This window comes from Microbacterium californiense, from assembly GCF_047246625.1.
In the GTDB taxonomy this organism is placed as follows: domain Bacteria; phylum Actinomycetota; class Actinomycetes; order Actinomycetales; family Microbacteriaceae; genus Microbacterium.
Map to the genome: position 1 here is coordinate 2,195,155 of NZ_JBFOKQ010000001.1, position 14,361 is coordinate 2,209,515.

At 72.6% G+C, this 14,361-nt stretch carries 10 protein-coding genes; 3 read left to right on the top strand and 7 right to left on the bottom strand.

Features of this window, described 5'->3' with window-relative positions; all coding sequences use genetic code 11:
- Positions 1 to 5: 5 nt before the first annotated feature.
- The 3 genes from AB3M82_RS10510 to AB3M82_RS10520 all read right to left on the bottom strand — a co-directional run bounded on the left by AB3M82_RS10510 (position 6) and on the right by AB3M82_RS10520 (position 7,207).
- Positions 6 to 4,619, bottom strand: coding sequence for an ATP-dependent helicase (locus AB3M82_RS10510; protein WP_412957762.1), 4,614 nt, complete (start codon positions 4,617 to 4,619; stop codon positions 6 to 8).
- A 44-nt stretch (positions 4,620 to 4,663) separates the two neighbouring features.
- Positions 4,664 to 6,292 carry an ABC-F family ATP-binding cassette domain-containing protein gene (locus tag AB3M82_RS10515; RefSeq protein WP_412957765.1) on the bottom strand — a complete coding sequence of 543 codons (1,629 nt, stop codon included), beginning with the start codon at positions 6,290 to 6,292 and terminating at the stop codon, positions 4,664 to 4,666.
- A gap of 231 nt (positions 6,293 to 6,523) precedes the next feature.
- Positions 6,524 to 7,207, bottom strand: a complete 684-nt coding sequence (locus AB3M82_RS10520) for an alpha/beta hydrolase (protein WP_412957768.1) — start codon at positions 7,205 to 7,207, stop codon at positions 6,524 to 6,526.
- A gap of 81 nt (positions 7,208 to 7,288) precedes the next feature.
- On the opposite strand from AB3M82_RS10520, the gene AB3M82_RS10525 reads away from it, so the two are divergent.
- Positions 7,289 to 7,891, top strand: coding sequence for a DUF4916 domain-containing protein (locus tag AB3M82_RS10525; protein WP_412957771.1), 603 nt, complete (start codon positions 7,289 to 7,291; stop codon positions 7,889 to 7,891).
- 33 nt (positions 7,892 to 7,924) lie between these two features.
- Here the strand turns inward: AB3M82_RS10525 and AB3M82_RS10530 are convergent, their stop codons facing one another.
- Positions 7,925 to 8,989: a threonine aldolase family protein gene (locus tag AB3M82_RS10530; RefSeq protein WP_412957774.1), complete on the bottom strand. Its 1,065-nt coding sequence runs from the start codon at positions 8,987 to 8,989 to the stop codon at positions 7,925 to 7,927.
- Between the two features lie 83 nt (positions 8,990 to 9,072).
- Here AB3M82_RS10530 and AB3M82_RS10535 point away from each other — a divergent pair, with 83 nt between their 5' ends.
- Positions 9,073 to 10,566, top strand: a complete 1,494-nt coding sequence (locus AB3M82_RS10535) for an MFS transporter (RefSeq protein ID WP_412957777.1) — start codon at positions 9,073 to 9,075, stop codon at positions 10,564 to 10,566.
- A 6-nt stretch (positions 10,567 to 10,572) separates the two neighbouring features.
- Here the strand turns inward: AB3M82_RS10535 and AB3M82_RS10540 are convergent, their stop codons facing one another.
- Together AB3M82_RS10540 and AB3M82_RS10545 are read right to left on the bottom strand one after the other, a co-directional pair.
- A complete protein-coding gene (locus tag AB3M82_RS10540) occupies positions 10,573 to 11,247 on the bottom strand; it encodes an SDR family oxidoreductase (RefSeq protein WP_412957778.1) in 675 nt (224 codons plus the stop codon).
- 129 nt (positions 11,248 to 11,376) lie between these two features.
- Positions 11,377 to 12,834, bottom strand: coding sequence for a DUF6421 family protein (locus tag AB3M82_RS10545; RefSeq protein WP_412957780.1), 1,458 nt, complete (start codon positions 12,832 to 12,834; stop codon positions 11,377 to 11,379).
- A gap of 72 nt (positions 12,835 to 12,906) precedes the next feature.
- Between AB3M82_RS10545 and AB3M82_RS10550 the strand changes: the two genes are divergently transcribed.
- A complete protein-coding gene (locus AB3M82_RS10550) occupies positions 12,907 to 13,350 on the top strand; it encodes an Lrp/AsnC family transcriptional regulator (protein ID WP_412957782.1) in 444 nt (147 codons plus the stop codon).
- Here the strand turns inward: AB3M82_RS10550 and AB3M82_RS10555 are convergent.
- A complete protein-coding gene (locus AB3M82_RS10555) occupies positions 13,347 to 14,336 on the bottom strand; it encodes an ArsR/SmtB family transcription factor (protein ID WP_412957784.1) in 990 nt (329 codons plus the stop codon). The two genes, AB3M82_RS10550 and AB3M82_RS10555, sit on opposite strands and share 4 nt — an antisense overlap.
- Positions 14,337 to 14,361: the final 25 nt, after the last annotated feature.

Below are 14,361 nucleotides of genomic sequence, written 5' to 3' on the forward strand. Positions count from 1 at the left end.
GGCGCTCAGACGGCCTTGCGCAGGGTGAAGCCGCGCGGGGTGACGACGAACCCGGCTTCCTGCAGGGCGGTGGCCAGCGCGGTGCCGTAGACCCCGTCGCCGTTGACCTTCTCGACGGTGAGGGTGTCGAGCCGACGCGCCTTCGCCGTGGCGGCCAGATCGGTCGCGGCGGCGCGCAGCACGCTCTCGTCGTCGCTGAAGGCGAGGACGGTGCGGCCCCCGCGCTCGAGGTACAGCGCGAGCGACCCGTCGACGAGCACGACGAGACCTCCGGCCTTGCGCCCGGGGCGGTGCGAGACGCCCTCGCGCTTCGGCCAGCCGAGGGCGGCGCCATAGGGGTTGGCCGGGTCGGTCGCCGCGAGCGTGACGGCGGTGCGCGGCGGCGGATCAGCGAGCCCGGCGAAGGTGCGCAGGCGATCGACGGTGGCGGATGCCGCGAACTGGGCCGCGCCGAGCTTCTCGATGACGTAACCGCGCCGGCAGTGCCCGGCCTCCTCGAACCCGGCGAGCACGCGGTAGGCCTGGGCGAAGCCGCCGGGCACGCCCTCCGCCTGCACGGCGCCTCGGGTCACGACGCCGTAGCGGTCGAGGAGGAGTCCCGCCGTCACGGTCGCGCGGCGAGCCGCATCGGTCTCGGCCTCGGGCAGCAGCGACCAGCGCCCTCCGACCGGCGTGGGGCGTGGCGCGGAGCGGGTCAGCGAGACGCCGCGGTAGGCGCGGGTGCGGGGCGCTCGCCGCGTCACGCGGTGGGCCTGGGATCCCCCGGCGAGCAGCGAGCGGATCGGGGCGAACGTGTCGTTCGTGACGTGCCCCGACCAGGTGAGGTTCCACAGAGCCTCGCGCACCGACTGCTCGTTCTCTGCCTCGGTCATCTCCTTCAGCTGCGCGGCGAAGTAGGCGCCGCCGGCATGGAGCGCCGCGAGCACGCGGGCCTCGAGCGAATCGGCGGCGATCTCGGCGTCGGGCTCGGGCAGGGTGAACGGCGAGAGGTCGGCGGGGTGCAGCGACACCCAGCCGTCGCGTCCGGGCAGCGTGCCGTGGCCCGACCAGATGACCTCGCCCGACGAGGTGAGCTCGTCGAGGAGCGCGGGGGAGTAGTCGCGCACGCGGGAGGGGAGCACGAGGGATTCCCACGCGCTGGCCGGGATGGGGACGCCGGCGAACTGCTCGATCACGGCGAGCACTCCGTCGAGCCCTTCGAGCGGTCGGTGCAGATGCTGCCAGTCGGGGAGGAACCGGGCGTACGCCTCGGGCGACACGGGCTCGACGCTGCCGCGGATGGCGGCGAGCGAGCGCATGCGCAGGCGGCGCAGCACCTCGGTGTCGCACCACTCCAGGTCGTCCTTTCCTCCGGAGGCGGATCCGGCGGACGACTCGGGCAGGAAGATGCCGCTCGTCAGCCGCCCCGCGTTCTCCAGTCGCTGCAGCGTGTGCCGGGCGACGGCCGCGCCGAGCCCGAAGCGCGTGGCGAGCGCCTCCGTCGTGAAGGGCCCGTGCGTGCGCGCGTAGCGCGCCGCCAGATCGCCCAGGGGATCGGCGAGCGGCTCGAGGAAGGCGACGGGGATGCCGGTGGGCAGGGCGGCACCGAGCGCGTCGCGCAGCCGACCGGCGTCCTCGATCGCGGCAATGCGCGTCGTGCCGGCGATCGTGACCGGGATCGCTCGGCGGGCCTGCACGAGCGCCTCGAGGTGCGCGGCCGCCGCGGCGACGGCATCCTTCTCGGCGGCGTCTCCGGCGTCCGGTTCGAGGCGAGCGGCGACCTCCGCGGCGTCCAGCGGTCCGAGCAGGCGCAGCAGGTCGGCGACCCCTTCGAGTCCTCGGGCGCGCCGTTCGGGGTCGAGGCGCTGCGCCTCGCGTTCGAACTGCGCGATCACCTCGGGGTCGAGCAGCTCGCGCAGCTCGACGGTGCCCAGTAGCTCGCCGAGCAGCGCCGGGTCGACCGAGAGGGCGGCGGCGCGGCGCTCCGCCAGGGGCGAGTCGCCCTCGTACATGAAGGCGCCGACGTAGCCGAAGAGCAGGTCGCGGGCGAACGGCGACGGCTGGGACGGCTGGGTCTCGATCAGCCGGATGCGGCGGTCGGCGATCGAGGTCGCGAGCCGGCGCAGCGAGGGCAGGTCGTAGACGTCCTGCAGCACTTCGCGTAGCGTCTCGAGGATCACGGGGAAGGTCGGATGCCGGCGCGCCACCTCGAGCAGCTGCGCCGAGCGCTGGCGCTGCTGCCACAGCGGGGTGCGCCGGTTCGGGTTGGTGCGCGGCATGAGCAGCGCCCGCGCCGCGCACTCGCGGAAACGCGAGGCGAACAGCGCCGAGCCGCCCACCTCCTCGGTGACGAGGTGCTCCAGCTCGTCGGGCTCGAATACGAACAGCTCGGCCCCGGGCGGTTCCGCCTCGGCGTCGGGGATGCGCACGATGATGCCGTCGTCGCTCGCCACGGCCGACCCCTCGACGCCCAGCCGCTCGCGCACCCTCGCGTTGATGGCGAGGGCCCACGGGGCATGCACCTTCATGCCGTACGGCGAGTGCAGGATCACCCGCCAGTCGCCGACCTCGTCGCGCCCGCGCTCGACCGTGAGCGTGCGGTCGGTCGGCAGGGTGCCGGTCGCCTCCCGCTGCTCGGAGAGGTGGGCGAGCAGGTTGGCGCGCGCCTGCTCGTCGAGCCCCGCCTCGATCAGCCGCTGTGCGGCCTTCTCGGGGGCCGCGGACGACACCTCGCGGGAGAACGCGCCCAGCGCCTCGCCGAGCTCGAACGGCCGGCCGATGCCGTCGCCGTGCCAGAACGGCACCTTGCCGGGCTGCCCGTAGGCGGGGATCACGCTCACGCGGTCGTGCGTGATCTCCGCGATGCGCCAGCTCGTCGTGCCCAGCGTGAACACGTCGCCCACGCGGGACTCGTAGACCATCTCCTCGTCGAGCTCGCCCACGCGGGCGCCGCTGGACTCGCCCGCGACGAACACGCCGAACAGACCGCGGTCGGGGATCGTGCCGCCGCTCGTCACCGCGATGCGCTGCGCGCCCGGCCGACCCGTCAGGGTGCCGGCATCGCGATCCCACACCAGACGCGGCCGCAGCTCGGCGAACTCGTCGGAGGGGAAGCGGCCGGCCAGCAGGTCGAGCGTCGCCTCGTACGCCGAGCGCGGCAGGGACTGGAAGGGCGCCGAGCGGCGGACCGTCTCGAACCACTCCTCGACGCTGATGGCGCCGAGGGCGCTCGCCGCCACCGTCTGCTGCGCGAGGATGTCGAGCGGATTGCGCGGCACCTGGACGGCCTCGATCTTGCCCGCCAGCATCCGCTCCGTCACGATCGCCGTGTGCAGGACGTCGCCCCGGTGCTTGGGGAACAGGGCGGCGCGGCTGATCTCGCCCACCTGGTGCCCCGCGCGTCCGACGCGCTGCAGGCCGGAGGCGGCCGACGGCGGGGCCTCCACCTGGATGACGAGGTCGACCGCGCCCATGTCGATACCGAGCTCGAGGCTGCTCGTCGCGACGACGCAGCGCAGCACGCCCGACTTGAGCTCCTCCTCGACCTGCGCCCGCTGCTCCTTCGACACCGAGCCGTGATGGGCCTTGGCGAGCACCGGATCGGCGCCCGCGGTCGCCCCGGCCTGCGCCATCATCTGCGCGGGCACGGCCGACTCGGGCAGCGGCACCCCGATGCGCTCGGAGTAGATCTCGTTGAGGCGCCCGGTCAGGCGCTCGGCCAGCCGGCGGGAGTTGGCGAACACGATCGTCGAGTTGTTCTGCAGGATGCGGTCGACGATCGCCTCCTCGACGTGCGGCCAGACCGATCCGGTGACCTCGGAGTACTCCGCGTCTGCCGTCTCGCCGGGCACGCCGGGCGGAGGCGGAGGGTTGGTCATGTCGTCCATCGGCACGACGACGCCGAGCTCGAAGGTCTTCGAGGCGGGCGGCGCCACGATCTCGACGGGCGCGGCGCCGCCGAGGAAGCGCGCCACCTCGTCGATCGGCCGCACGGTCGCGGACAGCCCGATGCGCTGGGCCGGCGCCTCTGCGCCGTGCCCCGCGCGCAGCGCGTCGAGCCGCTCCAGGCTCACGGCCAGATGCGCGCCGCGCTTGGTCGCGGCGACCGCGTGCACCTCGTCGATGATGACGGTGTGCACGCCGCGCAGGGTCTCTCCCGCGCGGCTGGTGAGCATGAGGTACAGCGATTCGGGAGTGGTGATCAGGATGTCGGGCGGATCGGACACCAGCTTGCGCCGATCGCTCGACGTGGTGTCGCCCGAGCGCACGCCCACCGTCACCGCCGGCGCCGGAACCCCGAGGCGGCGCGCCGACTGCCCGATGCCCACCAGCGGGGAGCGCAGGTTGCGCTCGACGTCGACGCCCAGCGCCTTGAGCGGGGAGATGTACAGGATGCGGGTGCGCGCGGCATCCTTCGCCGGTGCGTCGTCGACCTCGGCCATGCGCTCGCGGAAGACGCTGTCGATGGCCCAGAGGAACGCCGAGAGCGTCTTGCCCGACCCGGTGGGGGCCACCACCAGGGCATGCCGACCGGCCGAGATCGCCTCCCAGGCGCCCGCCTGGGCGGGGGTGGGCGCGGAGAACGCCCCCCGGAACCAGTCCTGCGTGGCGGGGGTGAAGCGCTCGAGGACGTCTCCCATCCCTCCATCTTGGTCGAGGCCACCGACATCGCGCTCGCTCTTGACTACACCTCGTTCAGCCGCCCCTCCGCATCGATCTCGAGCGTCAGATCCAGATCGAGCCGGGCCAGGAAGGCGTCGTCGTGGCTGACGACCAGCACGGCCCCGCGGTACGCCCGGAGCGCCTCCACGAGCTGATCGACGGTGTCGAGGTCGAGGTTGTTCGTCGGCTCGTCCAGCACCACGAGCTGCGGGGCGGGGTCTGCCAGCAGCAGCATCGCGAGGGCCGCGCGGAAGCGCTCGCCGCCGGACAGCGCCGACACCGGCCGATCCGCCATCGCGCCCCGGAGGAGGAAGCGAGCGAGCCGGTTGCGCAGCTCCTTCTCGGGCACATGCGGCGCCGAGGCGGCGACGTTCTCGAACACCGAGCGCGCGTCGTCGAGGCCGTCGACCCGCTGCGGGAGGTAGCCGATGTGCTCGACATGCGCCTCGGCCGACGGCGCGGAGGACGACCCGGAGCCGCCGGATCCCGAGGAGTCGCGGACGCCGCCGGCGACCAGCCGCTCCAGGAGCGTCGTCTTTCCCGTGCCGTTCCGGCCGATCAGGGCGAGCCGCTCCGGCCCCTGGACCACCCACGAGCGCTCGGCGTCGGCGATCGTCGCGATGCGCCGGGACCGCGACACCCCGGGGTCGGGCACCTCGATGCGCAGCGACTCGTCGGAGCGCACGCGGCGGCCCGCCTCGTCCAGGGCCCGGCGCGCGGCATCCTCCTTCGCGCCGACCTCCGTGCGCAGGCGGCCGGCCGAGACCTCGGCGGCCATCCGCCGGCCGTGCGCGATGATCTTCGGCACGCGCTTCTCGGCCTCCGCCCTCTTCGCCGTGCGTGCGCGGTGCGCGAGCTTCACCTCGGCCTCGATGCGCTGGCGCTTCTCCTTGCGCATCGCCTGCGCCGCGTCGCGCTCGGCCTGTCGCGCCGCGTCCTGCTCGCCGTCCAGCCAGGCGCGCCACGCGGAGTACGGGCCGCCGAACACGCTCAGCGTCTGCCCGTACAGCTCGACGGTGTCGTCCATCCGCTCCAGGAGCGAGACGTCGTGACTGACCACGACGAGCGTGCCCCGCCACGTCGACATCATCGCCGCGAGCCGCTCGCGGGCGTCGCGGTCGAGATTGTTGGTCGGCTCGTCGAGGAGCGTGATCGGGGCGCGCCGCAGTCGGATGCCGGCGACGGCCACGAGCACCGCCTCGCCGCCCGACAGCTCCCCGACCCGGCGGTCGAGGAAGTCCGGGGACAGCCCCGCCTCGGCCAGGGCGGCCTCGGCGCGCGCCTCGACGTCCCACGCGTCGCCGACCGCGTCGAACCGCGCGGGGTCGACGTCGCCGGCGGCGATCGCCCGCACGGCGTCGAGCGGTCCCGCGATGCCGAGCAGGTCGGCCACGCGGCGATCGACGTCGAGCGTGAGCTGCTGCGGGAGAAAGGCCACCTCGCCGCTCGTCGTCACGGAGCCGGAGGTCGGGGTCAGCTCGCCCGCGATCAGGCGCAGCAGCGTGGACTTGCCGGCGCCGTTGCGGCCGACGAGGCCGGTGCGGCCGTCTCCGAACGAGCCCGAGACGCCGGTGAGCGCCGGGGAGCCGTCGGGCCACGCGAAGGTCACGCGGTCGAGGGTGACCGCGGAGGGGGAGGGGGATGAGGGCATGGATGTCTCCTGTCGAGTGCGGGGTGCACTGACACCGGCATCCCTCTCCGGAGCGGAGGTGTTCGACGCCGGAGCGGAACAGGAGGGAGGCGGCCGTGTGAGTCGGCGATCGTCGGGTCAGCGCGCGGGAAAAGGGGCGCGGAGGCGACGGATCAGATCAAAGGACTTCCAGACACGGCGGACAGGACCCCCCGACGATACCCGGGCGTGTCGCCGCGGCGCAAGAGGGGCTCAGGCCGACGGGTCGACCGGCTCGTCGGACGGGGCGTCGAAATCTCTCAGCCACGACGCGAGGAACGCGTGCACATCGGCGAGCTCGTCCGTCGAGATGCCGTGCGCGAGGCCTCGGTAGACGCGGCCCGACAGGTCGGCGTGCTCGGGCAGCCACTCGGCCGTGCGTGCGACCAGCGCGGGAGGGATGACGTCGTCGGCGGTGCCGCGGCCCCAGAAGACCCGAGGCCGCAGATCGCGCAGCGCCTCGTCGTGGGGCAGCTCGCCCGGGGCGGCGTAGCCGCTCAGGGCGACGATCGCGTCGAAGCGCTCGGGCGCCAGCCGCATCGCCTGCAGTGCCACGGCCGCGCCCTGGGAGAACCCGAGCAGCGCGATCGAGGAGCTGGTCCGGGCCGCGTCGTCGATCCAGCGCAGGAGGGCCCTCGCGGCCGCCGTGACCTCTTCCGGGCGGCGGCCGTCGAGCCCGTCGATCGCGTACCAGGAGCGGCCCGGCATCGGCCAGGGCGGGAGGAGCGGGGCGGCGACGGATGCCACGGCGACGCCGCCGGGGAGGTGCGGCGCGAGCGCGAAGAGGTCGTGCTCGTCAGCGCCGTAGCCGTGCAGCAGCACCAGCAGCGGCATCCCCTCGCGCCCGCCCGGCGCCCACAGGGTCGCGGCGTCGTCGATCACCGGGTCGTCGCTCATGCGCCCATCCTGCCAGCGGCATCCGACACCCGGCCTCCGTCGCCCGTGTCGGTCGGCGGATGCTGCTGGTAGAAAGGACACATGGCGGTGCGCACTCCTGATCCCGACCCCGAGCCCGACGACGGCATGGGCGGCTTCGACGACGCGAAACCGCCGGTCCCGGACTCGAACCCCGGCTGGCTGAGCGATTTCGAGCTGGAGGAGGCCCGGCGTCACCTGCCGATGCTCTACGTCGAGGCGATCCCCGTGCGCACCGACGGATCGGGGCAGGTGACCGAGATCGGCATCCTCCTCCGTTCCACGCCGCTCGGTGAGATGACGCGCACGATCGTGTCGGGCCGCGTGCGGTTCGGCGAGACGATCCGTGACGCGCTCTTCCGCCACATCGAGAACGACCTGGGCCCGATGGCGTTCCCGCTGCTCCCGCCGCAGCCGCTGCCGTTCACGGTCGCCGAGTACTTCCCGATCCCGGGCGTGAGCGCGTACCACGACGACCGGCAGCACGCCGTGTCGCTCGCCTACGTCGTGCCCGTGACGGGGACGTGCGAGCCGCGTCAGGACGCCCTCGAGGTCACCTGGTTCACGCCCGAGGCGGCGGCCTCCGACGCGGTCGCCGCCGAGATGGAGGGCGGCCGCGGCACGCTCATCCGCCACGCGCTGGCCACGCTCGGCCTCCTGCGCTGAGCCCCGCGGCGGCGGCCGAGGGCGCGACGCGACTCAGGACGTGAGGCGCGAGAGCTCCGCCACGAAGGCGTCGACGTCGTCCTCGTGCGTGTCGAAGCTGCACATCCAGCGCACCTCGTTGCGCGCGGCATCCCAGTCGTAGAAGCGGAACGACTCGCGCAGCGCGTCGGCGACGCCGTCCGGCAGCGTCGCGAAGACGCCGTTCGCCTGCGTGGGCTGGGTGAAGGAGACACCGTGGATGGTCCCCGCCGCGATGCCCTGCTCGATCTCGGCGCGCAGTCGCGCGGCCATCGCGTTGGCGTGGCGGGCGTTGCGCAGCCACAGGTCGCCCTCGAGCAGCGCCACGAGCTGCGCCGAGACGAAGCGCATCTTCGACGAGAGCTGCATGTTGAACTTGCGGGAGTACACCAGCCCGTCGGATGCCGCGGGGTTCAGCACCACGACGGCCTCGCCGAGCATCGCGCCGTTCTTCGTGCCGCCGAAGCTGAGCACGTCGACGCCGGCGTCGCGGGTGAAGGCGCGCAGCGGCAGGTCGAGGGCGGCGGCCGCGTTCGACAGCCGGGCGCCGTCGAGGTGCAGCTTCATGCCGCGCTCGTGCGCGTGGTCGGCGATCGTGCGTATCTCGTCGGCGGTGTAGAGCGTGCCGAGCTCGGTGGACTGCGTGATCGAGACGACCAGCGGCTGCGCGCGGTGCTCGTCGCCCCAGCCCCAGGCCTCGCGGTCGATGAGTTCCGGGGTGAGCTTGCCGTCGTCGGTGGGGACGGTCAGCAGCTTGAAGCCGCCGATCTTCTCGGGGGCGCCGCCCTCGTCGACGTTGATGTGCGCGGTCGAGGCGGCGATCACGGCGCCCCAGCGCGGCAGCATGGACTGGAGGCCGGTGACGTTCGCGCCGGTGCCGTTGAAGACCGGGAAGGCCTCGGCGCCCTCGCCGAAGTGCTCCTGCACGACCTGCTGCAGCCGGGCGGTGTAGACGTCGCCGCCGTACGCCCCCTGGTGCCCGTCGTTCGCCTCGGCGATCGCGGCGAGGACCTCGGGGTGGATGCCGGAGTAGTTGTCACTGGCGAAACCGCGGATCGCGGGGTCATGCTGGATGCTCACCGCACAAGCCTAGGGGCAATGCGCCGGCGCGGTCGTGACTCTGCCCCTGTCGGATGTCCGTCCCTGAGGGTACCCTTCCACGCATGCAGCGGACCGCAGCGCAGTCGGCGTTCATCAACGTCCTCGTCAACACCCTGATCGCCAATGTGACGACCAGCTTCCTCTGGTTCGCCCTGACGTTCTGGGTGTATATCGAGACGCAGTCGGTGCTGGCGACCGGAGTGATCGGCGGCGCCTACATGCTCTTCGTCGCGTTCTTCGCGATGGTGTTCGGCACGATCGTCGACCGGCACCGCAAGCATGCGGTCATGATGCTGTCGAGCCTGATCTCCGCGGCGGCCTTCCTCCTGGCCGGCGTGCTCTACCTCGCGCAGCCCGAGGCGGCGCTCCTCGATCTCGGGGGTCCGTGGTTCTGGCTGTTCTCCGGCGTGATCCTCTTCGGCGGGGTCATCGAGCAGCTGCGCAACATCGCCCTGTCGACCACCGTGACGCTGCTCGTGCCGGAAGAGAGACGGGCGAACGCGAACGGGCTCGTCGGCACGGTGCAGGGCATCGCGTTCCTGGTGACGAGCGTGTTCTCGGGACTCTCCATCGGATTCCTCGGCATGGGGTGGACCCTGGCGATCGCGATCGCCGCGATGGCGCTGACCTTCGCGCACCTGCTGTTCATCCGCATCCCCGAGAAGCAGCCGCAGGCCGATCCGGAGTCGCGGAGCGCGGTCGACTTCCGCGGCAGCGTCCGGGCCATCCGGCTGGCGCCGGGGCTCTTCGCGCTCATCATCTTCTCCACGTTCAACAACCTCATCGGCGGCGTCTACATGGCGCTGATGGACCCGTACGGGCTCACGCTCTTCGACGCGCAGACCTGGGGCTTCGCGCTGGCGTTCGCCTCGACCGGCTTCCTCATCGGCGGCGGCTTGGTGGCGAAGTTCGGGCTGGGTGCGAAGCCGATGCGCACCATGCTCCTCGTGGTGATCGCGATGGGCCTGCTCGGCTCCGTGTTCATGCTGCGCGAGTGGTGGTGGCTGTACGTGCTGGGCATGTGGGCGTACATGGCTCTCGTCCCGCCGGTGGAGGCGGCCGAGCAGACGGTGATCCAGAAGGTCGTGCCGTTCGAGCGCCAGGGTCGGGTGTTCGGCGTCGCGGCGGCGATGGAGGCTTCGGCCGCCCCGATCACGGCGTTCCTGATCGCGCCGCTCGCCGAGTTCCTGATCATCCCGTACATGGAGTCGCAGGACGGCCGGCAGCAGTGGGGCTGGCTGCTCGGCGAGGGCGAGGCGCGGGGCATCGCGCTGATCTGCCTGTTCGCGGGCCTCATCATGGTCGTCGCGGCGACCCTCGCGTTCTTCACGCGGTCGTACCGCAAGCTCACCGACCTCTACGCCCATGCGCCGGAGCAGAACATTCCGGGCGAGGGTGAAGACGAGGGCGAGGCGAACGCCGACGGCGAGGATGCCGCGGCCGACGATGCCGGGGTCGAGGTGCCGAGCGCCGCCGACTCCGAGCGCCACTCCGAGCGCCACACCGCGGTCGCCGATGCCCCGCCGATCGTCCCCGGAAAACCGCCGCTCCGCTGAGGCGACTCAGCCGTCGAGGTCGAGGATCCGATCGTTGAGCTCGCCCGCATCCTCGTCCCACAGCCGCGCGACCCGGGCCGCCAGCTGATCGGGATCGAGCGCCCGGGCGCGGAGCACGACGGAGGCCGTGCGCAGCGGCTCCCCGGCTTCCCGCGCGGCCTTCGCGAAGCCCTGGGCGACGGCGCGCGTCCACGCCTCGCTCGCGGCCTTGACGGCGGTGTAGTTCGCGCCGCCGGCGAGCGGTCGACCGACGGCGGTCGACGACACCACGACGAAGCGCCCGGCATCCGAGGCGCGGAGAGCCGCATCGAAGGCGCGGCTCGTCGCGCGGACGGCCTCGAGCGCGGGGAGCAGGGCGGCGAGGTCCTCGTCGGACTGCCCCTCGAGACCGCCGCCGCCGCGCCAGCCGCCCACCAAGGGGAGGACGGCATCCACGGTCGCCCCCTCCGCGGCCAGTCGCTCGGCGAGGGCCGTCATGTCCGCCAGGGAGGTCGCGTCCGCGACCTCGACCCGCGCGCCGGTGGCGGAGAGGTCGTGCAGGCGGTCCGCCGAGCGGCCGGTGGCGATCACGCGGCCTCCTGCGGCGTGCAGCGTGCGCGCCACGGCGAGCCCGGCGGCGCTGGTCGCTCCGGCCAGCACGACGGTGCGGCCGCGCGCTCCGGAAGGTGTCGGATCGGTCATGTCCTCGAGTCTCGTGGATCAGAGGCCGCTGCGACCCGAGCACGGCACCGTTTCCGGAGAACGTGCTCGAGCCGCAGCGACCGGGCGCCCCAGCGTCACACCGGGCCCCGCGCGCAGCGCGCGGGCGGATCAGTCGTCGGTGCCGCGAATGCCGACGGTCGACTCGATGACCGACTTCATCTTCTTGTCCAGCGCCTCGAAGAACATCGACAGCGGGAACTCGTCGTCCAGCACGGCGTCGGTGTACCCCTTCGGCGCGCCGGCCAGGATCTCGTCCGACAGCCCGCGGGCCCACTGCGATGCCGGGTGCGGCGTCAGCACCGAGCGGACGAGGTCGTAGGCGGCGAGCCAGTGCGCCGTCTTCGGGCGGTCGATCGAACGCCAGTACAGGTCGTCGATCGCGTCGCCCAGCGCGACCACGGCATCCGGCACGCCCTCCCAGTCGAAGGCGAGGGCCGTGTCGGTCCAGTGCAGCACCCCGCGCTGGTGCAGCCAGGCGAACAGCAGCTGCCCGCCCAGGCCGTCGTAGTTGCGCACGCGCGAGCCGGTGATCGCGAAACGGAAGATGCGGTCGAAGATCACCGCGTACTGCACGAGCGGCGCATGCTCCAGCATCTCCTGCTCGGCCGGCGTCAGGTCCGGCTCCTGAGCCTGACGAAGGGCCTCCTCGACGCGCGAGGTGAGCGTGCGCTGGATCTTCACCGACTCGCGGAACGCGGTGAGGTCGCAGCGCAGCTCTTCGAGCGAGTACAGGAAGAACGGCATCCGCTGCTTGATCATGAACGGGTCGAAGGGCAGGTCGCCGCGCATGTGCGTGCGGTCGTGGATGATGTCCCACATCACGAACACCCGCTCGGTGAGCGCCTGGTCGTCGAGCATGTCGGCGGCGCGCTGCGGCAGGTCGAGCTTGGTGATCTCGGATGCCGCGCGCGTCACTCGGCGGTAGCGGGCGGCCTCGCGGTCCTGGAAGATCGCGCCCCAGGTGAACGTCGGGATCTCGCGCATCGCGACGGTCTCGGGGAACAGCACCGCGGAGTTGGTGTCGTACCCGGGCGTGAAGTCGACCAGGCGGAGCGAGACGAACAGCTTGTTGCCGTAGTCGCCCGCCTCGAGCGCGCCGATGAACTCGGGCCAGATCGTCTCGACGATCAGAGCCTCGACGAGGCGGTCGCTCGAGCCGTTCTGCGTGTACATGGGGAAGACCACGAGGTGGCGGATACCGTCGACGCGGTGCTCCTGCGGCTGGAACGCCACGAGCGAGTCGAGGAAGTCCGGCACGCCGAACCCCTCGGCGGCCCAGCGGTCGAAGTCGACGACGGAGGCGGCGAGGTAGGCGGCGTCGTGCGGGAAGGCGGGAGCGAGGGCGCGGATGCCGGCCGTGATCGCCGCGACGAGCTCCCGGGCGGCGTCATGGTGCCCGGCATCCGGGATCGAGCCGTCCTTGATCTGCATCTCGCGGATCGCGATCGCGGCGGCGTTGAGCTGCTGCCACGCGGCGGAGGATTCGGCGGTGGCGGCGTCCTCAACGACCTCGGGTTCGCCGACGATGGCCTGAACAGCGGTGCTGTGGGCGGAAATGATGGACATCGGGACCTCCGATCGAGGAGTTTGGCGGAATATTTCCGGCGTATACCGGAACCTAACGGTATTCTTACATGCATGGAGGACCCTGTCGACCGCGCGATCCTGGCCGAGATGTCCCGCGACGGGCGGGCCACGCTCGCCCAGCTGTCGGAGACGGTCGGCCTGTCGGTGTCGGCCGTGCAGGCCCGCCTGCGCCGCCTCGAGACCCGGGGCGTGATCACGGGCTACCGGGCGCTGCTCGATCCGGAACAAGTCGGCACCCCTCTGTCGGCTTTCATCGAGATCACGCCGCTCGACCCGGCGCAGCCCGACATCGCCCCCGAGCAGCTGGAGCACCTCACAGCCATCGAGGCCTGCCACTCCATCGCCGGCGATGCGAGCTACATGCTCTTCGTGCGGGTCGCCTCGCCGCGCGCGCTCGAAGATCTGGTGCGCGACATCCGCCTGGCCGCGTCCGTGAACACCCGCACGACGGTCGTGCTCCAGACCTATTACGAGAACCGGCCGGTGCTGCCCTAGAGAGCGGCGCCCACCACCGCTTCGCCGAGCGGCGTGCGCAGGTGCAGCATGCGTGCGCCGTCGCGCTCGCTCGCGACGAATCCCGCCTCCCGCAGCACGGTCAGGTGGTGCGAGGCCGTCGACACCGCGATCCCGGCCTCGCGCGCCACCTCCGTGGTGGTCCGCGCGGTGCCGGCGCCGAGGAGGATGCCCGCGCGCACCGGTCCGAGGAGCGCACCGAGAGCGGCCACCGTGTCGGCCTGCTCGCGCGCCCAGCCGGCCGTGACGCCGCGGGCCGGATAGAACAGCGTGGGCTGCGCCGGCGGCTCGGTCAGCACCATGCAGCCCCACGACGACATCACCGACGGCACGAGCACGAGCCCGCTGCCGTGGCAGTCGACCTGCTCGCTGTGCAAGCGCAGCTCCACCCGCACCGCACCCTCGCCCCAGCTCACCGAGGGGTGCAGCGCGTCGGCCATGCGGGCGATGCCGTCGGTGGCGATCATGCGCGAGCGGACCGCGATGTCGGCGCGTGCGAGTCGTTCGAGCTGCGGCCAGACGGGCGCGAGCGCGGCATCCCACACCTCCGACCAGGCGTCCGCGATCCGGGCGCGCGCCTGCGCCGGCTCCTCCTGCATCGCCCGCAGCGCGCGCCGGCGGTCGCCCGCGGATCGCTGCACCATCTTCGCGAGGTCGACGCGCATGCCGGCGAGAGGGGCGGAGCGCAGGGCGTCGAGCTCGTCGGAAGGCGTCCTGTCCCATCGCGGCGTGGACGTGAGGAAGTCAGGCATGTAGCCGTCGGGCCCGATCACCTGGGCGAGCAGGGCGAACGCGTCGCGTGGCAGACGGTCGCGCACGGACCTCAGCCATCCCCAGTGGAGCGGATGCTGTGCAGGGCGCAGCAGGGCCCGCACGGCATGCGCCAGCTCATGCCCGGGCGAGAGCCCGAAACGCACGGCCTGGATGTCCCCGGAAGTCAGGCGGAAGTCGACGAAGCTTCGATCCACATCGAAACTCTTCCAGGTGCGGCAT